Below are 26,578 nucleotides of genomic sequence, written 5' to 3'. Positions count from 1 at the left end.
TAATCCGTCAGAATTAGTGTAATTGGTGTTTTACTTCTAGGAATCCCAAGTATGAATAATTTTACTGACTTTCCATTTTCCGTTTTTATTCTCAATTATAATTAAAAAACCTCTTCCACATTTTCCACCGCCACATGAAGCTCCAGCTGTTAAAACTCCTTTTGTTTTTGTTTTATTAAATTGAATTCTGGATATAAAAACAGTTCCAAGAGGTATCAAGGAATTACTTATGTCGTTTAAGTTCCAATCTTTTTCATGAGGATATTTGGAAGCTTTTTCAAAATGAAATTTTTTGTTATTTTTAAAAGGCGTTAAATCAAATGTATATTCTTCAGCGTTTTTTATGGTATCATATTTATAGCTTGAAAGATCAATTTCTTTTTGAATCATTTCTGTTTCCAAAGAGCTTATTTTTGTTATGGTATCATAAACACCAATCAATATTCTTGTTCTGTCATTTTTAATACTATCTCGATAGTGCCAATATTCTTTTAATTCTTTATGCTGACCAGTTGTGTCGACTTTATTTGTTTTTTCATTAAATCTTGGCGGCGGCGGTGGAGAAATAATTCGTCTATCCATATAAATAGAATCTACGATTTCGACAAAGACACTATTTAAGACATCTTTTTCAAAATTAGATTCAGGCACTTCTTTCTTTTTACATCCAAAAGATGAAAGCAGAATTAGAGTTATAAATATGAATTTTGATAATTTCATCTTATTTCATTTTTTCAAAAACAACAGCCGTATTACAACCTCCAAACCCAGAAGCCGTCTTCAAGAAAAATTCAATATTTCTTTCTTCATTTTTCTCAATAACATTTATAACTTCACTAACTCCAATTTCATCAAAACCTTTTGATTCAAAAAGCATATTTTGATTGGCAGATTCTATTGCAATTACGGTTTCCAATAATCCCGAAGCGCCCAATGTATGACCGTAAAAACCTTTTAAACTATTTACAGGAACATTTTGTAAACCTAAACGATTAAATGCAATTGCTTCCATTTCGTCGTTAAACGGAGTTGCAGTTCCGTGTGCTGAAATATAATCTAGTTTGTTAGCTTCTATTTGAGCTTCTTTTAAAGCATTCTGAATACTTCGAAACAAACCTTCACCTGTTCTTGACGGACCCGAAATATGATTCGCATCGTTTATTGAACTGTCGCCAATTACTTTTATTTTGGCATTTTTGGCATCCGCCGAAATTAAAACTGCTGCTGCTGCTTCGCCTAAACTTACTCCGGTTCTGTTTTTTGAATACGGTTTACAGGGTAATTCGCTCATTGCCTGAAAGGCATTAAAACCAGACAAAACAAATTCTGAAACTTCATCGCCGGCAACAACAAAAATGTTGTCATAAAGTTCAGACTGAATCATTCTTTTGGCAATTGAAACTGCCAAAATTCCCGAAACACAAGCATTTGAAATAACAATGGGCTGTGTTTGAAATCCGAAGAAATCTGAAATGGTTTTTGCTAAAATATCTAAATGTGCGTTATTAAAACTTTCGTCAGAATCATTTGCTAAAGCCGTAACATTTCCTTTTGTGGTAGAAAGTATAAAAGCCGTTTTTGAATTTAATTCAACTCCAGAATTTTTGATAATGGGCTCTAAAGCCAAAATCATCATTTTCTCTAAACGGGAATATTGAGTTTCAGTGCTTATTTTTGAAAAAGCACTGTTTATTTTTTCATTAGAAATAATCGAAGCATAAAATGAATTGGGCATTAAAGAAATATCATTATGAAGCTGAATACCAGAATCGCCGCGAAGAATAGCTTCAACATTCGATTCGACATCAAAACCTAAAGGTGTGATACAATTTGTTTCTGTAATGTATATTTGTTTTAACATTTTATGATTCTCAGTTTCTCCTGCAAGGTTTTCAAAACCTTGTAGGTATTTATTTTAAAGCTTTGTCTGAAAAAATGGCTCGCAGATTTTACAGATTAAACAGGTTTACACAGATTATTTTATTTTATACCTACAAGGTTTTGAAAACCTTGCAGGAAACGAATCTTGGTTATTTTATTTTTTTATTCGTGAAAATTAGTGCAATCCGTGTTTTATAATAGTAATCCAACTTTCTTTTTCCATTCCGCATAAAAAGGAGGATTTGTCAGCATTAAATTTCCTTCTTTATCTAAAAAAACCTGAACAGTTTCGCCTGTGCAGGCAATTTCACCTTTGTCATCAATAATTTTAAAACGGTAAATCATTTTTGCAGCGGGCGTATCGACAACTGTTGTTTCGATTGTAACTACATCGCCGTAACGCAAAGACAATTTATGTTCGCAGGTCGATTTTACAATTGGCGTTGTATATCCGGTTTTGGCAATGTCTAAATACGTAAGTCCGTGCTGGCGGCCAAACGCTTCGCGTCCATCTTCAAAATAAGTTATATAGTTGCCGTGCCAAACGATTCCAAGCGGATCAGTTTCGTTAAAACGAATTCTGATTTCGTGTGTAACGGTCAGGTCTGTGGCTTCGTTAAACTGCTCTTTTCTTTTTATCATAAAATAATGCGATGGCTGTGGTAAGAATAAAAAACAAAAATAGTAAACTTATTTTTGGGATGATTTCCAGGAAAGTAACGTTACGTAATAAAACGTCATAGAAAGCATCTAATCCCCAGTTCATTGGAGACGATTTAGCAATAATCTGCATGATTTTTGGCATGGCAAAAACCGGAACCCAGATGCCGCCAATTGCTGCTAAAATGATCACGCTTGTTGCGCCAAACGGAGCCGATTGTTCCTGTGTGCTTGCAATTGTTCCCAATAAAATTCCAAATCCGATGGCGGCAAAACCTGAAAATAAGGCAACGACACTCATTAATGCTAAATGTCCTTCGATATTTAAAGACGGCAATCCGATGGATGGAAATAGAAAAACGGCAACGGCAACCATCATATAAAACTGAATCATACAAATGACAGAATAAGTGATCGTTTTACCAATAATCACAACTAAACTAGAAACAGGATTTGTTCTTAATCGAACAAAAGTTCCTTGCGATTTTTCTTTTACAATATTAATTGATAACGGAATCACGATAAAAAATATCGCAAAAAGTGTCCACGCCGGAACGTTATGCTGAACCGAATTTGGACGAACTTCTTTGTTATTAATCTTCGGAATTATCTCTTTGAAAGAAATGAAACTTTTTTGCTCAAAATTGGTGCTACCTTCTCCTAATTGTTTTTCGAAAGTGGTGTAAATTGATTTGGTTTCAATTTGCGAAATCATTTTGTCGATCGAACTCATGACCGCATTTTTAAAACTCATTTGAACCGCCGGATCAAAATACAGTTTTACTTCTTTTTCTTTAATTATGGGTTGAGGTTCGCTTGTCGCAGTACTGTCAGTCATGCCTAAACTGCTGACAATTTTTTCGACATTTTGATCAACTTTGGCTTGTAAATCTGAGCTTAATTTTTGTGGAATTATAATCGCCAGCTGAAATTTCCCTTTGTAAACATTCTCTCGGGCAACATCTTCTGTAATTGTTTTATTGTCGATTTGTGTTACGACGGTAAACAGATTGCTTTTTTCTAAATTATCGAAAACGGTTTTCGAAACAGAACCTTTATCATTATCCACCAATAAAATTGGAATTTTAGAATCGCTTACGGTTTTAAAAGTGCTGTCCTGAATTAACGTAACGGTAATGACCAAAACCAAAGGCATTACAAACAGAATAATCAATCCGCCTAAATCGCGTTTAAGCAGTAAAAATTCTTTTACGATCGACATCCAAATTTTATATAGCATCTCTCAAATCTTTACCGGTTAATGAAATAAAAACGTCTTCGAGATTTCGGGCATCTTCAACAGAATTAATTAAAGTTGAAGGCGTTCCTTTTGCGTAAATTCGGCCTCGGTCTAAAATGGCAATATTGGTGCAGAAATCTTCGGCTTCAGCCAAATGATGCGAAGTATAAATAATAGATGTTCCGTTTTGGTTCAACACTTTTAGATAATCTATAATGGCATTTTTAGACTGCACATCAACACCAACAGTTGGTTCATCTAAAAATAAAACTTTTGGTTTATGCAGAATTCCGGCAATTAAATTGACACGGCGTTTCATTCCGCCCGAAAAAGTTTCAACAGGTTTGTCGGCAAATTTTAAAAGACCTAAAAGATCTAAAGTTTCGATCACTTTATCTTTTAAGTCAGAACCTTTTAAACCGTACATACTTCCAAAATAATGCAGATTTTCTCTTGCTGTAAGAGTAGGGTATAAGGCATATTCCTGAGGAACAACGCCTATGATTTTTTTGATTTTTGAAGAATGATGCTGATAATCTAAATCATCAATTGTAAAATGTCCCGATGTTGGTTTTACCAATCCGCAGAGCATTGAAATTAAGGTTGTTTTTCCGGCGCCGTTTGGACCGAGTAAACCAAAAATTTCTCCTTCATTTATATTTAACGAAACGTCGTTCAAAGAAAACTGATCGGCTTCTTTGTACTTTTTCGAAAGGGATTCTATTTTAATTATGGATTGCAAAATATTAGCTGATGGCTTTTTTTAATTTTTTAAAAAAGATTTCTTCTCTGTTGGCAATGTCCAAAAGTTCATCGGCAATAGTGTTGTAAGCGTCTTCTTTGGCACTTCTGTTTTTATAAATTCGTGATGCTTCAACGGCAAAATCTCGCCATGAATCGCCAATTTTTGTCATTTCTTTGGAAAGTTCTTTTAGTTTTTCATTACCCAAAACAACAGAAGCTTCCTGCAAAAATGCGGCATAAATAAAACGGAAACCACCGCCTCCGGTTCCAATTTCTTCCTGCATACGAACCATTTGTGCCAAATAATGATTGGCTTTTTTGGTTCCATGTTTTATCGGCCATTTTCTAATTTGCTTGGAAACAAATTTGATGCCGCGAACGCCTACAATTGGCATAGGCGCAAGCATGTCTCTACACGTATTTTTTATTCCTTTAATGATCGCGCTTTTTAAATCAACGTCTTTCGGAACTTGAATTGGATAATACATTTGTCCGCGAGGCGCAAAAGCACCTTTGGCAAAACGAACTTTGTCTAATTCTTCGTGCGTTAAAGTAGTTACGGTTTCCATAACGGGATCACTTACTAAATAATCCGTTTCGGTTTTTCCGTAAACGACTAAATTGTGTGCGTTGAAATGAAAACGGTATTCATCTGGAAAATAACTTAAGTTGTAAACGCCGACTTGTAATCCGGTTGGAATATTATTTTTTAAATTTTCGTCTAATGCTTTAGTGGCATTTGATACCGATGAAAATTTTTGTCTTTTTATTTTTAAATTTAATCGATTGGCTACTTTATTAAAAATCTGTCCAGGCAAAGTTCTGTAACTAATTGCCGGAGCATAATTGACTTTTATAAAAGGCAGATATACAAAAAACAATCCTGAGCCAATACCAAAAACCATCGGTTCGCTGATGTTTAGTCCGCTGTTTTTTAGCAGATTCGACGCTACTCCATTCTCACAATGAGCAGACTGATGATGTGTGAAAGTTAATTCCATTATTTGGTGATGCTGTTTTTTAATTCTTCAATTGAAATTTCAAATGTGTCGGCATATTTCTGTAAAACTTTATCGTTTAGTTTTGCAAAAACGCTTGGTTTAAAATGTCTTTTTACGCGCCATTTCCAAAGTCCTACATAACTTGATAAAATAGTTAAATCCATTTTATTGACTTCCATAAAATACACAATCGGACTTGCTTCGCCATTTAAAACCTGTTGTCTGGCATCGGCAATACGTACGTTTATTTCGTCGATAGAATTGGAAAGGGCAATTGTTTTGGGTTCCCAGCCTGTGCTTAACGTTGTGGTATAATTACCGTTTTCATCTGTTGCGTATAAAAGCTCTTTTACATTGTTTTTAGTTAAGTTGCTTTTATCCTGAGGTACTTTATCTTTTTCCATTACCTAGTTATATTTTCAAGTGGAATTATTACGAAACCGAAACTGTTTTTTGAATGAACAAGTTAATTTCGCATTCTAAGAGTATCTGATCTTCTACTGAACTTTGACAGCTCATAGTGCATAAAGTGTAATCGTCGCCGGCAAATTTTGAAACTAAATCTGCTTTGGTAATTATAGTATCGCCAACTTTTGGCAGCGAATGAATTTTTACATTTTTTAAGGCACTGATAAATCCAATTACATTTATGTTCTCATTTTCTGTTCCGTCTTCGTCAAAAAAGTATTTTTTTCCCACGATTGATGAACAAGTCTGCGCCGTATTTTCAATTAAACCTGCTTCGATAAAAACAGTATCCTGAACAAAAATATTGTCTTCTTTTATCAAAAAAGTGGTTTCTACAAAGTTGGCATCAATATCCAAAATCAAATCGACCATAAGCATTGGTGCTCGGTGCGGTAAATAATTTTGTATGTCAACTCCGGTATTCAAAATCATATTATTTGGCTAAAACGGTTTTCATTTGTCCGTTTGCAATTTCTTCATTATTTAATGTTGTAACGATATTCACCAAAGTGATTCCGGCAAATTCCTGTAAAATAGTTACTTCAGACTGAATGTTGTCGTTTAATTGAGGCAGTTTTTTAATTTCAATTTCTTTAATAGAACCAATATAACCTGTTGGGGCAGTTTCGTTTCTTAAAAAAAACTGATATCCGGTATGCAGTGCCACAGATTGTGCCATGTGTTCAATTAAACCGGCTTCCAGAAAAATATCGTTTTTTACGAAAATATTATCCTGCTGAATTTTTAAACCAGAAACCAAAGAAGTTTCGGTATAAGAATGCATAGCATCAACCATTACAAAAGGGAACTTTTGAGGTAATAAATTTTCGACTGTTTCTTTTTCTAAAAGTGCCATTGTTTCCATTAGCAAACTGTTAAATACGCATACGCAAAAGAGAATCTTCCACTTTCCGGAACTGATAAAAGAACTTTATCTCCTTTTTTCAAATTCCCTGAATTCATCAATTCTTCTAAAGCCAGATAAATTGATGCAGAACCCACATTTCCAACTCTGGAAAGGTTCATGAACCATTTATCGTCGCTCATTCCGATTCCTTTTTCGGTTAACCCTTTTTTCAGTCCTTCCACAAAAAAGTTAGAAGAAACGTGAGGAATAAAATAAGTAATATCGTCAGATTTGATGTTGTTTTTATCCATCGCGTCTTTCATACTTTCGGCACCTTTAGAAAGAATAAATTCATCTAAAAGTTTAACGTCTTGTTTAATTGAGAAAACAGATTCGTTCAGCCATTGTTCCGGTGCGTAATCGCTCCATGATTTTATTTCTCCGTTTTCTAATTTATCACCTCCGGCGTACATGCAGGTTTCTAATTCGTATGCATACGAAAAAGCTTCCATCCATTCTATTTTAAGAGAAATTGTTCCTCTTGGCTTATTTTCTAAAAGAAAAGCTCCGGCACCGTCAGATAACATCCAGCGTAAAAAATCTTTTTTGAAAGCGATAATTGGCTGTTCTTCCAGATTTTTTAAATTGTCGGCTTCGTGATTGTATTTTTGAGCATTCAGCCAGGTTGAAACTTTTTCAGATCCTGTGCAGATTGCATTTTTTGAATTTCCAGAACGTACGGAAAGAAAACCAAATTTAAGGGAGTTCATTCCGGCACAGCAAACTCCTGTTGAAGAGTTTAATTCTATTGATTTATTTTTTAGGAGACCATGAACCATCGCCGCGTGTGAAGGCAGAAAAATGTCCGGCGTTGAGGTTCCGCATGAAAGTACTTCTAAATCCTGAGGCGTAAAATTTTCGTCGAACAACGGCAAAATAGCATTGCGTGTTAATTCGGCATTACTGTGTGTGCTTTTTCCTGCTTTATCAACAGCGTAATAACGGCTTGTAATTTTGTTATTGCGCAAAATAATACGTCTTGCTTTTGAGGCAGTATCGTTGATAAGTCCTAAATAAGCTTCCATTTCATCATTTGAAACAGCTTCGTTAGGCAAATATTTTGCAGCTTTTGTTATATATACTTCAAACATAATCTAAATTCTCGTCTAAACTCCTTGATAATATTGAGTTTGTCTTTTTATGGTTTTTAACTTAAAAGGGTAGGAAATAAAGTGCAATATATACACTATTGGTGAGATTAACCAAATTGCCAAGAATAAATAAACATTAAATACTTTTAGAAGCTTTTTTCGGTTTTTTTGATTTTTAAAAATCAGGTTTGACCATTTATTGAAAATTTTATTAGCCGTTTTGTCTACTGTTACTAAGTACGGACTAATTTTTACAGCTCCAATTCCTACCAATTTTGGCTGTAAATCGTCTAAATCATTCTCATTAAATGATGAAAGTATTACTTCTCCAAATTTTGGAGATTCATTAATGTCTTTTTCTGAAACTCCCGGCAATGGAAAAATGCCTAAATATTTTTTCTTAACACCAGAAAACATCCATTCTACAATTGTAATAACACTTATTAAATTTCCAACACGATCTACCAGAGCAACATTGCCTACTAATTGTGCATTGGCTTCTTTTAGTAATGTTTTAATTTTTTCCTGCGCCATAATCCACATGTTTCTTGAACCGCTGATAGTTACAACCGGCGTGTTGTTCAGAATTTTTTTGGCTTCGTCACTTTTCAAAAACGAGTTTATTGGGATTGAAGGTGATAAATACCAAACCTGATAATGGAAAAGTACCAAATCAAATTTTGTGTTTAAAATTTCTTCAGGAACTGGTTTTAATGCCGTTGGAATCTGTAAAAAAGATTCTGGAAAGGCATCAAAAAAAGCATCTTTACTCCACGGAAACGGGAAGGGTTTTTCTAATTGTATTTCGTGAAAAGTCACCTTTATATTCTCTGAATTTAGAAATGGTTTTGCGATGTTTTGCGCAATGGTTTCTAACTGTCCTGATTGAGAATAATAAATAACAAGAACATTTTTCATTGAGGTTTGTTTGCTTTGGTTGCGAACAAAAATAAGTAAATTTATTTAAACGGATTTTTCTTGTTTAACGGATTAAGGGTTTGCCACGAATTACACAAATTTTCACGAATGTATTGCGTAAAAAAGAATGTTTTATGCCACTCGTTGAGATTTATAAAATTTCACCAAGCATTAAATTAGTGAAAATTTGTGTAATTCGTGGCAAAACAAAACTTTAAGATTTCAAATCATTCCAGAAATCGAAATAATTAAACCATTGCAACGGGTATTTTTTTAAGATATTTTCTACGCTGGTTACGTATTCTTTGAGCAATCCTTTTTCGTCACGGTGTTTTACTGCGGCTTCTCTTGCGTATAAATGATAATGTAAATTTGGCTCTTTCATAACATAAACAAACACAACCGGAACTTTTAATCGTGATGCAATTAAAAATGGCCCGGCAGGGAAGTTGGCTTCTTTGCCTAAGATGTTTTCAGAAAGTGATTTTGTGCCTTCAAAATAACGGTCTCCTGTAAAACAAACCAATTCGTTATTAGCCAAAGCCGCATTGATCTCAAATATATGAGACAAGTCTTCTTTGATAATGATGAATTTTACGGTTGGTTTTTGGGTAATGCTTTCCAGATAATTTTTAATGGCAGAATGTTCTAAATCTGTAGTAACTAAATTGATTTGAAAATCAAGATCGATATCGCCTAAGAAATGTTCTGCAATTTCAAAATTTCCAACGTGGGCGCTAATTAAAACACCGCCTTTTTTTTCGGCGAGGAGCTTTTTTAAAATTTCAATTCCGTCAAATTCATAGGTGAATTTGTTTCGCATTCCTGCCGAAATGGAAACTTTATCAATAATGGTTTGTCCAAAAGTGTAATAACTTTTGAAAACCATTTTTTTTGATTTAAAATAGGAGTATTGAAGCCTTTCTTTAAAGTAATAAAAAATAGCGCGATTGCTTTTCTTTAAAAATAAAAAGTAATAAGAAGCAACAAAGTAGAGTAAAACATAAGCAGATTTGACACCCGCTTTTTGAATCAAAAAAACGAATATTCTATAACCTAAAACAGTTCCTTTTGATTTGCCATCCCATTCACTCATTAAGCTGTTTTGGCTTTTAATTTGGTTTCGATAAGGTCATAAAAGCTTTGGAAATCAGAAATTCCAACAAAATCTGCCTCAACTAGTTTTACGCCAAAGTTTGATTCTATTGAAACTACTAAATCAACATAATCTAAACTATCTAAGCCAAGCGTATCTTTTAAATTAGCATTTGGTTCAATGTCGTCATTGTCTACTTCAAATTCATCAACTAAAAAACCATTGATTTTTGCTATAATATCTTCTTTATTCATCGTTCAATTTAAACTTTTTAACCACCAACGCCGAGTTGGTTCCTCCGAAACCGAAAGAATTGGACAAAAATATGTCAAATTTTTTGTTTAACGTAGTTTTAACTAAATTTAATTTTGAAGCATCTTCATCTGGGTTGTCTAAATTGATGTTTGGTGCAATGAAATCGTTCAGCATCATGATGATAGAGTAAATAATTTCGCTTGCTCCTGCCATCCAGCATTCGTGGCCTGTCATTGATTTTGTTGAACTTACATAAGGGTTTTTCTCACCAAAAACTTCAAAAATAGCTTTGGCTTCGTTTGCATCGCCAACCGGAGTTGAGGTTGCGTGTGCATTTATGTACTCAATATCTGACGCTTTTAGTTTAGCATCGTCAAGTGCTCTTTGCATTGCTGTAGCGGGACCTTCGACATTTGGAGTCGAAATATGTCCGCCGTTTGATGAAAATCCGTAACCTGAAACTTCGGCAATAATATTAGCTCCACGCGCAATTGCAGATTCGTAACTTTCAAGAATTAAAGTTGCACCTCCGCCACTCGGAATTAATCCGTCACGTCCGGCATCAAAAGGTCTTGAAGCTTTTTCAGGATCACTTTCTCTGTTAGAAAAAACGCCTAAACCATCAAAACTGCTCATTGCATATTTATTGATTTCCTGTGCTCCTCCAGTTATAATGATATCCTGAAAACCACTTTTTATTAAAAAATAAGCTAATCCAATAGAATGTGAACCGCTCGCACAGGCAGCACTTACGGTTAAATTAATGCCGCGAAGTTTAAAAATCGTTGAAAGATTCATCGTTACCGTAGAATTCATCGATTTAAAAATCGCCCCTGAACCAATTAAGGCAGTATCTTTTTTCTCGCGCACGATATCTGTAGCGTCAATTATTGCTTTAGAAACGCTATCGTTTCCGTACATAATTCCAACTTCGCGAGTGTCAAAAAAAGCATCGTCTATATTCGCATTTTTCAGTGCTTCGATAGTAGCCATATAAGCATATTCGGTTTCTTCACCAATGCTCATACGTTGTCTTCGGGTCAATAGGTTTTTTAAATCAGCTTTAGGAACCATTCCGGTTAAGGCTGACTGAAAACCAAATTCTTTTCGTTCTGAATCAAACTGAATACCCGATTTTCCGTTATACAATGATTCCTTTACTTCATCTAAAGAAGTTCCGATACAAGAATAAATTCCCATTCCAGTAATTACAACTCTCTTATTCATCGTCTTTCAAAGTAATTTTTTATCCTTAAAGTGTAATTTTTAAACAAAGGCACAATTTTTTTAATCTATTTATTATGCAAACATAGTATTTTAAGAATATATTCCTCCGTTTATATTAATAATCTCGCCGGTAATATAGCTCGATTTTTTTGAAATCAAAAAGCTTACCAAATCTGCAACTTCTTCGGCTTCGCCAAAACGATTTACCGGAATAAGCTTTAATAATTCTTTTTCGTCAAGCGCACTTGTCATATCTGTTCTAATGAAACCCGGGGCAACTGCGTTTACCGTTATATTACGTTTTGCAACTTCTTGTGCCAATGCTTTTGTTGCGGCAACAATTGCACCTTTTGCAGCCGAATAATTGGTTTGTCCTGCTGTTCCTTTTACTCCGGAAACAGAAACCATATTTACAATTCGGCCGTATTTATTGCGAAGCATTTTTTGAATAAAAAACTGCGTTACATTAAAAAACCCGTTTAAACTTGTGTTTACAACACCGTTCCAGTCTTCTGGAGTCATCCACATAAAAAGACCGTCTTTTGTAATTCCGGCATTGTTTACAATGGCTTCTACAATAGCTTCCGGATTTGATTCCTGCCATTGCGTTAAAACAGTTTGTACTTGTTCAAAATTGGCAACATCAAAACCTAAAATTTCTCCGGTTGCGCCTAATTTTTGTATTTCCTGAAGTGTTTCTTCGGCAGCAGTTTTGTTTGAATGATAATTGATCAAAATATGATAATTAGATTCAACGGCTAATTTTTTACAAATAGCACTACCAATTCCTCTTGAACCGCCTGTTACTAATACACATTTCATTTATGTTGATTTTATTTTTTTTTCTTAGTTGCTGGTTTGCTGGCCGGTTTTGCTGTTGTTTTTGTTTCAGCTTTTGGACTCTCGGCAGCTACGTTTGTTTCCCTTTTTTCTCTTTCTGCTGCTTGCGAAAACAATTCAGCATTTTCAAACCATTGATTTCCTAATACAGTTCCGTCGGGTCTTAGAAAACCCCATTTTCCTTCATTTTTTACTCTTGCAAGACCATCAATAAAACCTTTATCCTGCTGAACAAAAAGTGCAATAACGAATCCGTTTGAAGTGATTCCGTATTGTGTTGGAATTACCAATTTTCCGGCTTCATTAATAAATCCCCAATTACTTTCTTTTACAGGAGCTAAACCATTTGTACTAAAAACTTCTGCATCGCTGTAGGTTGGTTCAATTACAAATGTTCCTTTTAAATTGATATAACCCCATTTTTTTCCAACTAAAACTGGAGCTAAATTTTTTGAGAACGCTTTTCCTTTATCATATATAGGCAGAATTACCCAATTTCCGTTTAAATCAATAAAACCAATCTTTCCGTTCTTTTTGGCATAGGTTAAATCCTGAGTTTCAAAATCCCAGATTTTTTCAGCTCCATCAACAGGAGTGAATTTCCCTCCGCTTACAAGTCCGAAGGTTTTGTCTTTTCTTGCCCAGGTTGTGCCTTTAAAATAGTTTCCAATTTCTGCGTAAGCAGGTTCAACTAATTCTTTTCCTGAAGTATTTATAATTCCCCAGTTTTTATTTAGTTCTACTCTTGCATAACCATTTTCAAAAGGTTTGATCTGATCGTATTTTGGTTCTAAAACTACGGCAAGTTTTGAATTGATTAATCCAACTTTGTTTCCTTGTCTTATAAAAGCAACGCCGTTATTAAAATCGAATATTTTTTCGGTAGCAGTCGCTTTTAAAATTTCGCCTTTTGTATTAATATAAACCCAGTCCTTATCTTTTTGTACAACTGCGATTCCGCTGTTAAAATCTTTAGCATTATTAAAAGACGCCGGAATTACCCAGCTTCCTTTGGTATCAATAAAACCCCATTTTCCGTTGTCTTCTACGGCTGCTAAACCTTCAGAAAAACTTTTGGCAGATTTGTATTGAGGTTCAATTTTAAAGGACCCGTCTTTGGAAATATATCCAATTTTTGAATTCTTTTTAACTAATGCCAGTTCTTGACTATTAACAAATTGAATAAAACTTAGCAACAAAAAAATAAGTGTTTTTTTCATAATTTTTAAGATTCAATATTAATAATATAAAAATTCTTTTTTTATTCCTGAAAGAGTTCAGCATTTTGAAACCATTCGATTAAAAGCTTTCCATCTGGTTTAAGAAAACCCCATTTACCGTTGCGTTTTACTCTTGCTAATCCGCCAATAAATCCTTTTTCTTCACGCATATAGCTTCCAAATGCTGCTGAAATTTCATAATCTGCCGGAATAACTACTTTTCCGCTTTCATTAATAAATCCCCAGCCGTATCCTTTGTTTACAGCAGCAAGTCCGTTTTCGCTAAAAGGTTCTGCATCATTGTACATTGGCTGTACCACACATATTCCTTCTAAATTGGTATAACCCCATTTTTCCCGAATGCGAACAGGCGCTAGATTATTAGAGAATGGTTTTGTTTTGTCAAATAGAGGTTTAAGAACCCATTGTCCTTCAAAATTTATAAATCCCCATTTTGCGTCTTTTTTCGCAGCAATTAAATCCTGCGTTCCAAAAGCGCCAAATTCACTTACATCGTCTATTTTAATAAACTGTCCGTTATGAACCAGTCCATAATCTTTTCCTTTTTTTGCCCAGGTTGTGTTGTTGTAATAATCACCAACTTCGTCATAAATGGCTTCAACAACCTCTTTTCCAGATGGGTCAACAATTCCCCATTTATCATTTACGGCAGCTTTTGCATAACCATTATAAAAAGCTCTGATCACATCATATTTTGGAGCCAGAACAATTTCAAATTTATTATTGATGATCCCAACTTTATCTGCTTGTCTAAAAAAAGCTGCTCCGTAATGAAAATCAAATAATTTATCAGATTCAGGATTACCTTTTAATATTTCACCTTGTTTGTTGATGTAATACCAAACGGCTTTTTTTTCAATAGCAGCAATTCCGCTGTTGAAATCTCTTGCATTATCAAATGTTGGAGGAATTACAAAAGTTCCCTTTCTATCCACATATCCCCATTTTCCATTTTGTTTAACAGCTGCTAATCCATCAGAAAAATCTCTTGCGCTGTCAAATTTTGGTTCAACGGCAAAAGTTCCTTCTTTTGTAATAAGACCAAATTTACCGTCTTTTTTAACTAAAGCAAGTTCTTGAGCATTAACTAATTGAAAAGCTATTAGAAATAAAAAAAATATTTTCTTCATGTTTTTTAAAATATGATTCCTGTCCAATTAATTGTTAATCAAATAATCTTTTACATTTTGAACAAATGGATACATTACCTGATCTTCCTTAAATGTTGGAATTATATTTCTAACATCATCATACCATTTTTTGCTTACAGACGAAATTTTATCTTTTTGTCCTAAATAATCAATTGCCTGAACAATGGTAATCATTTCGATTGCCAATACTTCAAAAGCATTTTCGATTACTTTTGATGTAATTACCGCAGCGTTTGTTCCCATACTTACAATGTCCTGATTGTCATTGTTGTTTGGAATACTGTGAACGTACATTGGGTTGGATAGCATTTGACTTTCGGCAGTTGTTGAAGTTGCTGTAAACTGAACTCCCTGCATTCCGAAATTAAATCCTAATGTTCCTAAGTTCACAAACGGAGGCAGTAATTCGTTGATTTTTGAATTCAATAAATAATTCAGCTGACGTTCTGCAAGCATCGTTAATTTTGTAATAACGATTTTCAGTTTATCCATTTCCAGCGAAATATAATCTCCGTGGAAATTTCCTCCGTGATAAACGTGCTGATTTTTTACGTCGATAATTGGATTGTCGTTTGCCGAGTTAAATTCGTCTTCCAGAATAGAGGCTACATTATTGATCGTTTCTAAAACAGGTCCTAAAATTTGAGGAACACATCTTAATGAATAATATTCCTGAACTTTTTCTTTGAAGATTTCTTCGGTGTTTTCACCAGAATATAAATGGTCTTCTCTTTTACGGATTAATGTACTGTCTGAAAGATTCTGACGCATTTTAGCCGCAATTTCCTGCTGTCCTTTATGACGTTTTGTTTGGTTTAATTCTGCAGAAAAATGATCATCATATGCCTGAACCAATTCGTTTATGGCGCAAGAAGATTTTAATGACCAGTCTAATAATTTTTTAGCGTGATATACATTTACAACGCCAATTCCTGTCATTACAGAAGTTCCGTTGATTAATGCCAGACCTTCTCTAATTTCTACCTGAATTGGTTTTAAACCTTCAATTTCAAAAACTTCAGGAGTTGGTCTTCTTTCGCCTTTATAAAAAACTTCACCTTCGCCTATTAAAACTAAAGCTAAATGTGATAACTGCACTAAGTCACCGCTGGCACCAACGCCGCCGTGTTCAAATATTAAAGGTGTAATATCTCTGTTAATAAGTTCAGACATTAAATGAATTACTGACGGATGAACACCAGAATTTCCTAATGAAAGTGTATTTAATCGAGCCAAAATAGCTGCTTTTGCACAAGCTGCATTTAATGGTTTTCCAGTTCCAGAAGAGTGGCTGCGGATTAAATTATATTGAAGCTGAATTTGATCAGACTCTTTAATTCTGTATTGCGCCATTGGGCCAAAGCCTGTGTTTACGCCGTAAATTACTTTATTTCCAGAGAATTCTTTTAAGAAATTGAAGCTTTCATTTACTCGGTTTAGAACTACATCACTAATTGTAACTTTTTGATTCCCAAAGATTATGGCTTCAAACTCTGCTAAACTTAAATATTCATTAATTGTATTCATTAACTCGTTTTTGGTTGTGCTAATTTAATTTTATTTATCAAAATAAATGTAGTTATTTTGATGATGGCAAATGTAGGTTAATAATTGATAATATTTTTATTATGACAAAGGAGTTTGTAGATGTTTTAGTAATAGGCGCCGGACCATCTGGATGCGTATCGGCATCGTATCTTCATAAAAACAATGTTAAGGTGAAAGTTGTTGAGAAACAGAAGTTTCCAAGACTTGTTGTGGGCGAAAGCTTAATTCCAAGAGTAATGGATCATTTTGCAGAAGCAGAATTATTTGATGCTCTTAATTCGATGAACTTTGAAAAGAAACTTGGAGCCCGTTTTATTAGGGGCGAAGAGATTTGCGTTTTTGATTTCAGCAAGAAATTTGGAGAAGGCTGGGACTGGACCTGGCAGATTCCGAGAGCTGATTTTGATAACACAATGGCGCAGGAAGTGGTTCGTAAAGGTGTTGACCTGGAATTTGAAACGGAAGTTTTAGAAGTTTCTTTTGAAGGAAAAAATTCAAAAACAATTGTAAAAGATAAGGACGGAAATTTAAAAGAAATCCATGCTAAATTTATCGTCGATTCCAGCGGATACGGACGTGTTTTGCCAAGACTTTTAGATTTAGATACTCCGTCGAAATTAGACCCGCATTCTTCGATTTTTACACACGTAAAAGATATTAACAGACCGGAAGGTGAGGAAGGAACGCAGATTTCATTTGATATTTTAGAAACTGAAGTATGGCTTTGGGTAATTCCGTTTTCTAACGGAAATACGAGTTTAGGTGTTGTTGGGCCAACAGATTTTATTAATTCACTTTCTGAAAATAAAGATAATGCAGAAGCTTTGAAAAACGCTATTCAGCTATCAGATTATTATATTAAAAGATTTAAAGGCACAGAATTTTTATTTGAACCTGTAAAACTGGAAAATTATTCGAGGGCGGTAAAAAGAATGTACGGCGATGGTTTTGCTTTAACAGGAAACAGTTCTGAATTTCTTGATCCGGTTTTTTCGTCTGGAGTAGCTTTTGCAACGGAGTCTGGAATGCTGGCGGCAAAATTATACTTAAAAGAATCGCAGGGAATTCCTGTGGACTGGGAAGTTGAATTTACACAATATATGAAACGTGGAATTTCAGTATTTACAACATATGTGAAGGAATGGTATACCGGAAACCTTCAGACTTTATTTTTCCATCAACCGGAAAATCCTGAAGTAAAAGAAAAAATTTGTGCTGTATTAGCAGGATATGTTTGGAACGAAGAGAATTCGTTTGTCAAGAAACATGATCATGTAATAGCCAATATGGCGTATTTACTAAATATGCAAAAAGAACAAAGCCCTGAATAATCAGGGCTTTTTTTTATTCGAAAAACAATTCATTCCGTAGGAATGTCTGCTTGGTAGAATTAAAATTCAAATTGCGGTACACGTTCCATAGGAACGTTTGATTGTTGTAACAGATGTCCCTACAGGACAAAATGCGAAACAAAACTATTTTTCTACCAACGAGATATTCCTACGGAATATTAAATGTTTTTATTTAAATGCTTTTTTCAATAAAAGCTTAGATAATGATTTTGCAGTTTTGGCGAATCCTTCACCAATTCTTGTTTCATTGCTAAAATTACTTCCCCATTGATCTCCGGGAGCTTCTTCGCTTGTAATCTCTAATAAAACATTTGATTTGTTTGCCGTTTCAACAAATTTAAGATTTGTAGTAACTTTTGCAGGTTGTTTCATAATTCCTGCATCCCAGCCCGGATAAATCCATACCGTTTGTACAATTAAAGTATAAGGAGTATTTAATCCTTCCTGAAAATTTACATCTTTTCCAGCTTTAGATAATACGATGTTTCCTATTTCTAAAAATTTAGGAGTCCAGATTTGATCTTTTGCAACAACCCATCTTTTTTCCCAAAGATTTCCGTTTCCTTTTGCTTTTTCGTCTAAATCGGCTTTGTGTTCTTTAATGTACTGCGCTTCAGATTTTTTTTCTTTCATCATAGTGAAGCTGCTATAATCAAATATGGTATTGATTTCTTTTTGATCTTTTAAGAAATCAAAGTTTCCTTTTACTACTTCCATGTCCTGAGCAAAAGCGGTTCTGGAAATAATAAATAAAGCAAAAATTAATTTTTTCATTTTTTATTTATTTTGGTTAATTACTGGGCTAAAAGTAATTAAAATGTTTAGATAAACATTTTTCTTGTTAAAATAAAATTATAATTTAAATTACTTGAAATAAAAAAGGGATCCCATACAGGATCCCTTTTCACTTCAAAATTACTTATTAAAAAATTACCAGAATTTAACGTACAATGCTACGATAATCAGTAATGTAATTACAATTAAAACTGTTGTTTGTGGTTTTACTTTAAACATTTCAGAGTCTATTTCAAACGCTTTTGGATTTACTTTTGGTCCAGCAAAACTGATTCCAATCATAGCTAACATCGTAAAGAAGAATGATAATCCCATGCAAATGTGGAAAGGAATTTCGAATGCACCTTTTCCATTAGGATAAGCCGTATATAATAAAGTTTCGTTTCCAAATAAAGCCGGAGCATATTCGTTGAATAATACAGATAAAAGAAATCCTAAAATTACCCCAACAATAGCGGCAGTTCCAGTAGTTCTTTTCCAGAACATACCAAGGAAGAACATAGCGAAAACTCCAGGGCTAATGAAACCAGTGTATTTTTGAATGAATGTGAATCCACCTTCTCCTCCAATTCCAAGAAGGTCATTCCATGTAAATAAAACAGCCAAAAGCATAGCAGCGAAAACAGCAATTCTACCAATATTTACCTGTTGTTTTTCGCCAGCTTGTTTTTGAATGTATTTTTTATGAACATCTAAAGTATAAATAGTAGAGATACTGTTTACTTTTCCAGCTAATGAAGCTACAATTGCAGCAGTTAATGCCGCAACAGAAAGTCCTTTAAGGCCCGTTGGAAGAAACGTTAACACAGCCGAATAAGCTCCATCTTTTCCACCAACTAATTGAGGTAAATGACCGTCTTTGTACAAAACAAAAGCTGCAATTCCAGGAAGCATTACAATTAAAGGCATTAATAATTTTAGCATACCAGCAAATAAAATTCCGGTACGAGCCGTTTGTAAATCTGCACCAAGAGCTCTTTGTGTAATGTATTGGTTACATCCCCAATAGTTTAAGTTGATGATCCAGATACCTGCAAGGTAAGACATCAAACCTGGGAAAGTTAAATATTTATTGATTTCAAGTTGAGATGAAGTTGCGGTTGGTCTTGGTATAATCATTTTGAAATGTTCAGGAGCTTCTCTCATTAAAACTTTAAAACCTGCAATTGCATTTTCTCCAACTCCAAAAGCACTCCCAACAGTTGTAAGCGCAATGTATGAAGTTACTAAACCTCCAATGATTAAAACCGCTACCTGAATAACATCTGTATAAGCCACAACTTTCATTCCTCCAAGAGAAATAAATAAGGCAAACACAGCCAGACCGATCATAATAATGTGAAGATATCCTCCACCGGCAAGACCGTCAATGGCAACTGCCCCTAAATACAGGATAGAAGTTAAGTTTACAAATACATATAAAAACAACCAGAAAACAGCCATAATCAACGCAGTCGATTCGTTATAACGTGTTTTTAAGAATTGAGGCATAGTATATATCTTATTTTTAAGATACACCGGAATGAACCAAACGGCTACAATAATTAAGGCAACAGCAGCAAGCCATTCATAAGCAGCAACGGCGATTCCTAAAAAGAAACCTTCACCACTCATCCCGATGAATTGTTCTGCTGAAATGTTTGATGCAATTAACGAAGCTCCAATTGCCCACCAGGTTAAATTTCCTTCGGCAAGAAAATAAGCTTTAGCATCGTGCTCGTCTTGTTTACGTTTGCGATAAACGGTGTAACCGTAGACAGATACTACGATAAAATAAATAATAAAAACCGCATAATCTGCGAGTGCGAGGTTTGACTTCATTGTTAATAGTATTTTAGATAATTAGTATAGGTGATTGTTTAAGTTAAAAGTTGAAATTAATATTTATGTGGTTTAATGTGTTTAAAAATGAAATATGTGTTTTTATTCTGTTATTTTTTTATTAAAACAAGAACGAAAGCCAAATTTAAAATAAAAACTTAAAAAACAATCATTTTAAATGTGTTATTTACATTTATAAACAAATTATTCTGTTAAATTTTCAAATTACAGGCTATCAGCGTAAAAATTTAGTCAATTTTTACTGCATTTTTATAATGCACTTCCGCTTGTTGTCTTAAAATTTCGGCACTTTTCTCCGGAGTAATATCTCTTTGCGATTCTCCCATCATTTCGTAACCCACCATGAATTTTTTTACAGTTGCAGAACGAAGCAACGGCGGATAAAAATGCATGTGGAAATGCCATTCCGGATGATCAAAACCATCTGTTGGTGCCTGATGAATTCCTGACGAATACGGAAATGAAGTGTTGAATAAATTATCGTATTTGATTGTTAACTGCTTTAAAATTTTGGCATAAGCCGAAACTTCTTCAGCCGTAAAATCAGTGATTTTGCTGATCGCTCTTTTGCTTACAATCATTGTTTCATAAGGCCAGATTGCCCAAAACGGAACTAATGCCACAAAATGTTCGTTTTCGATTACGATACGGCTTCCTACTTTTAATTCGGCCTGAACGTAATCTTCTAATAAAGTTCTTTGGTTTTTATCAAAATAGGATTTTAAGCTGTTATGCGTTTTTTCAACCTGAGTTGGCAATGAAGACTGTGCCCAGATTTGCCCGTGCGGGTGCGGGTTGCTGCAGCCCATAACACTTCCTTTATTTTCAAAAATCTGAACGTGATTAATATATTTTATATTTCCTAAATCAGTATATTCTTTCTGCCAGGTTTTTACAATATTTTCAATGTCTGAAACTTCCATTTCCGGAAGTGTAAGATCGTGTCTTGGAGAAAAACAAACCACTCTCGAAATTCCCTGTTCTGGTTTTGCCTTAAAAAATGTGTGCTTAATATCTTCTTCAAAAATAATTTCATCCTGTTTTAAAGCAGCAAAATCATTGTCGAAAACAAAGCTGTTTTTGTATGCCGGATTACTTACTCCGTTTGCACGAACATTTCCCGGACATAAATAACACTCGGGATCGTGTTTAGGAAGTGATTCAGTCGAAATGGTTTCATTTTGTCCCTGCCACGGACGTTTTGCACGATGAGGTGAAACCAAAACCCATTCATTAATTAAGGGATTAAAACGTCTGTGGGGATCTTCGTTAATGTCAAAATTTTTCATTGTGTTGTGTCGGTATTAAAGTAATGTTGTTCCGTTTGAGATTTTTACATCATAAAATTTTAATTCAATCCCAAATGTATCTAAATAAAGATTTGAAAACTTACTTTTTACCTGATTTTCATGTCCTTTTTTTATTAAATTTATAGTACAGCCTCCAAAACCGCCTCCCATAACGCGAGAACCAATAATGGCATCATCTGCTTTTGCAGTGTCTACAAGCATGTCTAACTCAGCGCAGCTTACTTCATATTCCTGGGATAAACCATAATGCGTTTCAAAAAGCAATTGTCCTAAAAGTTCAATATCTCCATTGTCCAGCGCTTCGCAGGCTTTTATAACCCGGTTGATTTCTTTTACAACAAAATGAACCCTTTTAAAAACCGTTTCGCTCATTTTATCCTGAATACTTAAAAGCTGTTCTTCAGAACAATCCCTGAAACTTTTTACTTCAGGAAAATTACTTTTAATAATAGCCAAACCTTGTTCACACTCAATTCTGCGCGTGTTATACTCCGATGTAAAAAGAGAATGTTTTACATTACTATCCATTAAAATCAAGGAATAATCTTTAAAATCGGCATTGTGATATTCAAAATCAAGCGTGTTGCAATCTAGTTTTATAACCTTGTTTTCAAGACCGTGAACGCTCGAAAACTGGTCCATAATTCCGCAGTTAATTCCAACCCAGTGTTCTGCTTTTTGTCCTAATAATGCTATGTCAACTTTTTCAATTTTTAAATCAAAAAGTTGTTTGATTCCAAATAAAGTTCCGCACTCTAAAGCCGCAGAAGAAGACAATCCGGAACCAACCGGAATATTACTGCTAAAAACACAATTGAAACCGTCAAACGAATATCCGTTATCCTGCAATTGTTTTATAACACCGCGAATGTAATTTGTCCAGACAACATCGCTCAGTTTTACTTCCTGAGTTAAATCAATTTCAAATTCTTCATTTAAATCAATTGCGATTACTTTTGATTTTTTTGAATTGTTTTTTTCAAAAGCAAAACAAATCACTTTATCAATTGCAGCCGGTAAAACAAAACCGTCATTGTAATCAATATGTTCTCCAATAATATTAATTCTTCCCGGAGAAAGCACCACTTTTTCTGGCTTCGAGCCAAATGATTTCTCAAAAAAAGCAGTAGTATTTTGTATTAAAATATCATTCATTATATTGTAATAGGTAGTTAGTTTATATTTTCAAATTTGTAAACCGTTTTCTGAATATACTCTTCGCCTTTTTTCAAAACCGAATTCGGAAAATGTGCGTGGTTTGGAGCATCTGGAAAATTTTGAGTTTCAAAACAAATTCCGCTTGTTTTATGGTAAACTACATCATTTTTTCCTTTTAAAATATCAAAACAGTTTCCGCCTACATATATATGTACACTTGGCTGATCTGTATAAACGCTCATTTTTAAATTATTTTTTGAGCTCGATAAAATTGCCGCAACGTTGTTTGTCGGTTCGATCACAAAAGAATTATCTATTGAAGCGAGACAATTTTTAGCTGTTCTAAAATCAAATTCATGATTTGTAAGATCAATAAATTTTCCGGTTGGAATATTCTCGTGATTTGTTTCTACTATTTTTTCAGCATCAATAAAAACGTTCTGATTCAAAACACTTCCATCGTGTCCGTCCAGATTGAAATAACTGTGATGCGTTAAATTTATAATGGTATCTTCTGTTGAAACTGCTTTATAATCTAATTTCAATTCATTTTCTTCTGTCAAAGTATACGTTAAATCAACATGTAATTCTCCCGGATAATTTTCGTCTAAATCTTCACTTATAAGACTAAAAGTTATCGAAGGATTTTCGCCCAAAGTTTGATTCGTAACATTCCATACTTTTCTTCCAAAACCATTATTTCCGCCATGCAGCGAATTTCCATTATTGTTTTTGGCCAACTCATAGGTTTTTCCATTCAATGAAAAAGTTCCTTTATTGATTCTTCCCGCGTAACGTCCAACGGTTGTTCCAAAATAAGGAGCACTTGGCAGCAAATAAGATTCTAAATAAGAAGAAACAGAATCAAAACCTAAAACCACATCAACAAGATTTCCGTTTGAAACCGGAACTTGTATTGACGTCACAGTCGCTCCATAATTTGTAATCTCGACTTTCATACCATTTTTATTCGATAATTCTAAAGAAAGAATTTCGTTATTATCTGGGGTGAAACCAAAGGATTTAGAATTATAAGTTTCCTTTAAATGCGATTTATGTTTTATTTCCATGTAAATTTTGCCAAAAGTGAAATTCAAAAATAGAAACATTTCTTTAGTTTTGCATACCAGTACCTACCAGTTTTTGTATATTGCACAAAATTTCTCTTTTCCTATGAATATAATTTCGATTCAAAACAACATTGGTCTGCCAAAATATAAGCAGATAATTCTTTCAATAGAAAAAGCAATTGAAGAAGAAAAATTAGTAAAAGGCGACAGGCTTCCATCAGTAAATAAAGTCTGTCTGGCGTTTTCATTATCGCGCGATACCGTATTGCTGGGCTATGAAGAACTCAAAAAAAGAGGAATTATTTATGCCATTCCCGGAAAAGGATATTACGTTAAAAGCGTTGAAATCACTATAAAACAAAAGATTTTTTTACTTTTTGATGAGCTGAATATTTTTAAAGAAGATATTTATAACTCGTTTTTAAACAACATTGGAAAAAATGTTCAGGTCGATATTTTCTTCCACCATTTCAACAGTCAGGTTTTTCAAAAGCTCATAAATGACAGCAACGGCAATTATACCAAATACATTTTGATGCCCACAAATTTAAAAGATATCGTTGCTTCAATAAAAACCCTACCAGTAGGTGACGTAATTATACTGGATCAGACTAATCCTGATTTGAAAATATATCCGGCCATTTATCAAAATCACCAAAAAGATATTTTTGAAGGATTGCATAGAGGAAAAGAACGCTTGCGTAAATACAAAAAACTGATTTTGATTTTTCCTGGTTTTCGCGAACCGCTGGGAATGAAATTGGGTTTTGAAGATTTTTGTGCCGAATATAATTTTGAATCGGAAGTTATTGCCGAATTTACAAACAGAGAAATTACCGAAGGAGATTTATATATAATTCCGAATGATCGTGATTTAGTTCGCGTAATCGAAAACGCCAGAGATAAAAATTTAAAACTCGGAGCTGATTTTGGAATTATATCTTATAATGAAACACCTTTGAAAAAAATTGCAGCAAACGGAATTACTACTATTTCGACACATTTTGAAGCCATGGGAAAAATCCTCGCCGAAATGGTTCTTAAAGGAAAGAAGGAACAAATTGAAAATAAATCATCCTTAATTATGCGAAATTCTTTGTAATGACTCAACAAAGAGTTTTAGCAAAATGATTGTTTATATCACAGTAAAACAGCTTTTTGTTTGAAAAATCTAATAGTAAATTAATAAAAAACAATTTCTTGTTTTTGAAGATATATTTTGCTTACATTTGCAAATGTAAATTTTACACTTATTAATTTGTTTTAGCGGTTAGTGTTCATAATGACCGCTTAAAGCAAGGTTAAAAAAGATAATAAATAATTTTGTTTATTTTTTTAATAGTAGTTTTATTGAAGAAAAAACCCTGAAAATTGTGGATTTCAGGGTTTTGTTTTTTTATAGATATTGCCACAGATTAAAAAGATTCACACAGATTAAAAAAAATCATTTTAATCCTTTTAATCTGTGGCTAAACTTAAAACGTATAATCTGCGGTATCTGCAAAATCTGCGTGAAAAACTTTATTCGGTTTCCCAGAAAAAAAATTAAGATTAGTCCAAATCCGTAAAATCCGTGGGCTAAACTTTCTTATAAATTCAATACAAAATCATTAAGTAATTTCTCTTCATACTTTTCCTTATTAAAAGTATAGAGATAAGATCCTTTTCTGGACGACTGCATATCTTTTTCTTCCAGTTTATTCAGGATTTCAAGAGAATTTATTTTACTGATAAAGTTTCTCTTATCTAATTCTTTGCTTAAAATCGCTTCATATAATTCTAAAAGCTGACGCATGGTAAACTTTTCCGGAAGTAATTCAAACCCGATTGGTTTTATCGAAGTTTTATAACGAAGTCTTTTTATCGCATTTTGAACCATGTCATTGTGGTCAAAAATTAAATGCGGTGCTTCGTTAATAGGAAACCATTCAGCGTGATAATTTTTAATTAGTTCTTCATTATGGTTTTCGATATTAATCAAAGCAAAATACGAAACCGAAATTGTTCTTTCGACAGGGTCACGATCAATTTCACTGTAAGCATATAACTGCTCCATGTAGATATCGTTAAGACCTGTATATGTATTTAAAATTCGGATAGCCGCATCGTCTAAAACTTCATCACGTTTTAAAAACCCCCCAATTAAAGACCATTTTCCCTTTTCAGGTTCAAAGTCCCTTTGAATTAAAAGTATTTTTAAACCATCACTGTCGAATCCAAAAATAATACAATCTACCGCTAGTAAAACCTTATCGGCAGAGCTATAACTGTTTAGCATATTCAATATTTTATTGGTAAAGATATAAACTTCCTCAATTGTTTCATAATTTATTAATGTAGATTTCACACTTACAATAATAACACTTCAAAAATAGAGTTAAAAAAATCACTTTTTGGACAAAAATAACATTCATTTTTCTTTTTTATGATTTTTTTAATTCAAAAACAGGATAATACAGGACAGTTTTTTGAAAAAAACTTAAAAACACCTACTATTTAAATAAGTTTTTATTTACAAAATTAGTAAACAAATCACATTTAAATGATTAAAAAACAACTCATTTATATCTTTTTTCATCAAGCCATTTTTTTGATTAAAAAGTGGCTTTTTGATTAAAAGTGTAGTTTTTACACAATTAACACATCAAAAACGTTTCTTTTTTTGAAATAAACAACAATTTTTTAAATGTTATAAACACACTTAAATTATGATATGTGTTTTTTTTCAGATGTTTTTTTGTCATATTAATTTGTTTTTGCGCATTTTTTTTATTTAAATTTAC

The 26,578-nt window shown here is 33.6% G+C and carries 26 protein-coding genes; 2 read left to right on the top strand and 24 right to left on the bottom strand.

Features of this window, described 5'->3' with window-relative positions; all coding sequences use genetic code 11:
* Positions 1-36: 36 nt before the first annotated feature.
* The 18 genes from APR43_RS21410 to hutH all read right to left on the bottom strand — a co-directional run bounded on the left by APR43_RS21410 (position 37) and on the right by hutH (position 16,247).
* Positions 37-720, bottom strand: a complete 684-nt coding sequence (locus tag APR43_RS21410; protein ID WP_053472948.1) for a hypothetical protein — start codon at positions 718-720, stop codon at positions 37-39.
* A 1-nt stretch (position 721) separates the two neighbouring features.
* The gene (locus APR43_RS21405; protein WP_053472947.1) at positions 722-1,861 is read right to left on the bottom strand and encodes a beta-ketoacyl-[acyl-carrier-protein] synthase family protein; all 1,140 of its coding nucleotides are present in this window, start codon (positions 1,859-1,861) and stop codon (positions 722-724) included.
* Between the two features lie 212 nt (positions 1,862-2,073).
* Positions 2,074-2,523: an acyl-CoA thioesterase gene (locus APR43_RS21400; RefSeq protein WP_053472946.1), complete on the bottom strand. Its 450-nt coding sequence runs from the start codon at positions 2,521-2,523 to the stop codon at positions 2,074-2,076.
* Positions 2,498-3,781: an ABC transporter permease gene (locus APR43_RS21395; protein WP_053472945.1), complete on the bottom strand. Its 1,284-nt coding sequence runs from the start codon at positions 3,779-3,781 to the stop codon at positions 2,498-2,500. Before APR43_RS21395 ends, APR43_RS21400 begins: the two co-directional genes overlap by 26 nt.
* On the bottom strand, positions 3,771-4,523 hold the full coding sequence (locus APR43_RS21390) for an ABC transporter ATP-binding protein (protein WP_053472944.1): 753 nt from the start codon (positions 4,521-4,523) through the stop codon (positions 3,771-3,773). Before APR43_RS21390 ends, APR43_RS21395 begins: the two co-directional genes overlap by 11 nt.
* A gap of 4 nt (positions 4,524-4,527) precedes the next feature.
* Positions 4,528-5,526, bottom strand: coding sequence for a BtrH N-terminal domain-containing protein (locus APR43_RS21385; RefSeq protein ID WP_053472943.1), 999 nt, complete (start codon positions 5,524-5,526; stop codon positions 4,528-4,530).
* Positions 5,526-5,930 carry a hypothetical protein gene (locus tag APR43_RS21380; protein ID WP_053472942.1) on the bottom strand — a complete coding sequence of 135 codons (405 nt, stop codon included), beginning with the start codon at positions 5,928-5,930 and terminating at the stop codon, positions 5,526-5,528. Before APR43_RS21380 ends, APR43_RS21385 begins: the two co-directional genes overlap by 1 nt.
* Positions 5,931-5,958: 28 nt before the next feature.
* Positions 5,959-6,426, bottom strand: coding sequence for an ABC transporter permease (locus tag APR43_RS21375; protein WP_053472941.1), 468 nt, complete (start codon positions 6,424-6,426; stop codon positions 5,959-5,961).
* A gap of 1 nt (position 6,427) precedes the next feature.
* Entirely contained in the window at positions 6,428-6,859 is a 432-nt protein-coding gene (locus tag APR43_RS21370; RefSeq protein ID WP_053472940.1) for a FabZ, read from the bottom strand.
* Positions 6,859-7,992, bottom strand: coding sequence for a beta-ketoacyl-ACP synthase III (locus APR43_RS21365; RefSeq protein WP_053472939.1), 1,134 nt, complete (start codon positions 7,990-7,992; stop codon positions 6,859-6,861). Before APR43_RS21365 ends, APR43_RS21370 begins: the two co-directional genes overlap by 1 nt.
* A gap of 15 nt (positions 7,993-8,007) precedes the next feature.
* Entirely contained in the window at positions 8,008-8,910 is a 903-nt protein-coding gene (locus APR43_RS21360; protein ID WP_053472938.1) for a hypothetical protein, read from the bottom strand.
* Between the two features lie 214 nt (positions 8,911-9,124).
* Positions 9,125-10,006: a lipid A biosynthesis acyltransferase gene (locus APR43_RS21355; protein WP_053472937.1), complete on the bottom strand. Its 882-nt coding sequence runs from the start codon at positions 10,004-10,006 to the stop codon at positions 9,125-9,127.
* A complete protein-coding gene (locus APR43_RS21350) occupies positions 10,006-10,260 on the bottom strand; it encodes an acyl carrier protein (protein WP_053472936.1) in 255 nt (84 codons plus the stop codon). Before APR43_RS21350 ends, APR43_RS21355 begins: the two co-directional genes overlap by 1 nt.
* On the bottom strand, positions 10,253-11,488 hold the full coding sequence (locus tag APR43_RS21345; RefSeq protein ID WP_053472935.1) for a beta-ketoacyl-[acyl-carrier-protein] synthase family protein: 1,236 nt from the start codon (positions 11,486-11,488) through the stop codon (positions 10,253-10,255). The genes APR43_RS21350 and APR43_RS21345 overlap by 8 nt, the downstream gene beginning before the upstream one ends.
* Positions 11,489-11,578: 90 nt before the next feature.
* Entirely contained in the window at positions 11,579-12,310 is a 732-nt protein-coding gene (gene fabG / locus APR43_RS21340; RefSeq protein WP_053472934.1) for a 3-oxoacyl-ACP reductase FabG, read from the bottom strand.
* An 11-nt stretch (positions 12,311-12,321) separates the two neighbouring features.
* On the bottom strand, positions 12,322-13,548 hold the full coding sequence (locus APR43_RS21335) for a WG repeat-containing protein (RefSeq protein ID WP_053472933.1): 1,227 nt from the start codon (positions 13,546-13,548) through the stop codon (positions 12,322-12,324).
* Between the two features lie 41 nt (positions 13,549-13,589).
* Positions 13,590-14,699, bottom strand: a complete 1,110-nt coding sequence (locus APR43_RS21330; protein WP_053473034.1) for a WG repeat-containing protein — start codon at positions 14,697-14,699, stop codon at positions 13,590-13,592.
* A gap of 27 nt (positions 14,700-14,726) precedes the next feature.
* The gene (gene hutH, locus APR43_RS21325; protein WP_053472932.1) at positions 14,727-16,247 is read right to left on the bottom strand and encodes a histidine ammonia-lyase; all 1,521 of its coding nucleotides are present in this window, start codon (positions 16,245-16,247) and stop codon (positions 14,727-14,729) included.
* Positions 16,248-16,348: 101 nt separating this feature from the next.
* Between hutH and APR43_RS21320 the strand changes: the two genes are divergently transcribed.
* A complete protein-coding gene (locus APR43_RS21320) occupies positions 16,349-17,599 on the top strand; it encodes an NAD(P)/FAD-dependent oxidoreductase (RefSeq protein WP_053472931.1) in 1,251 nt (416 codons plus the stop codon).
* Between the two features lie 189 nt (positions 17,600-17,788).
* Here the strand turns inward: APR43_RS21320 and APR43_RS21315 are convergent, their stop codons facing one another.
* From APR43_RS21315 to APR43_RS21295, 5 genes are all read right to left on the bottom strand, one after another.
* Positions 17,789-18,394: a hypothetical protein gene (locus APR43_RS21315; protein ID WP_053472930.1), complete on the bottom strand. Its 606-nt coding sequence runs from the start codon at positions 18,392-18,394 to the stop codon at positions 17,789-17,791.
* 156 nt (positions 18,395-18,550) lie between these two features.
* On the bottom strand, positions 18,551-20,236 hold the full coding sequence (locus APR43_RS21310; protein ID WP_053472929.1) for a sodium/sugar symporter: 1,686 nt from the start codon (positions 20,234-20,236) through the stop codon (positions 18,551-18,553).
* A gap of 248 nt (positions 20,237-20,484) precedes the next feature.
* Entirely contained in the window at positions 20,485-21,546 is a 1,062-nt protein-coding gene (locus tag APR43_RS21305; RefSeq protein WP_053472928.1) for a UDP-glucose--hexose-1-phosphate uridylyltransferase, read from the bottom strand.
* Positions 21,547-21,561: 15 nt separating this feature from the next.
* Entirely contained in the window at positions 21,562-22,722 is a 1,161-nt protein-coding gene (galK, locus tag APR43_RS21300; RefSeq protein ID WP_053472927.1) for a galactokinase, read from the bottom strand.
* A 17-nt stretch (positions 22,723-22,739) separates the two neighbouring features.
* Entirely contained in the window at positions 22,740-23,795 is a 1,056-nt protein-coding gene (locus APR43_RS21295; protein ID WP_053472926.1) for an aldose epimerase family protein, read from the bottom strand.
* Between the two features lie 103 nt (positions 23,796-23,898).
* Between APR43_RS21295 and APR43_RS21290 the strand changes: the two genes are divergently transcribed.
* A complete protein-coding gene (locus tag APR43_RS21290) occupies positions 23,899-24,897 on the top strand; it encodes a GntR family transcriptional regulator (protein ID WP_053472925.1) in 999 nt (332 codons plus the stop codon).
* Positions 24,898-25,383: 486 nt separating this feature from the next.
* On the opposite strand, the gene APR43_RS21285 is transcribed toward APR43_RS21290, so the two are convergent.
* Positions 25,384-26,073 (bottom strand): NUDIX hydrolase, encoded by a 690-nt coding sequence (locus APR43_RS21285; RefSeq protein WP_053473033.1) that lies wholly within the window; start codon positions 26,071-26,073, stop codon positions 25,384-25,386.
* Between the last annotated feature and the right edge of the window lie 505 nt (positions 26,074-26,578).

Origin of the sequence: Flavobacterium sp. NLM, assembly GCF_002210235.1 — a bacterium.
Taxonomy (GTDB): domain Bacteria; phylum Bacteroidota; class Bacteroidia; order Flavobacteriales; family Flavobacteriaceae; genus Flavobacterium; species Flavobacterium panici.
The sequence above is the reverse complement of the archived record's forward strand: the minus strand, read 5'-3'. Positions and strand labels throughout refer to the sequence as shown.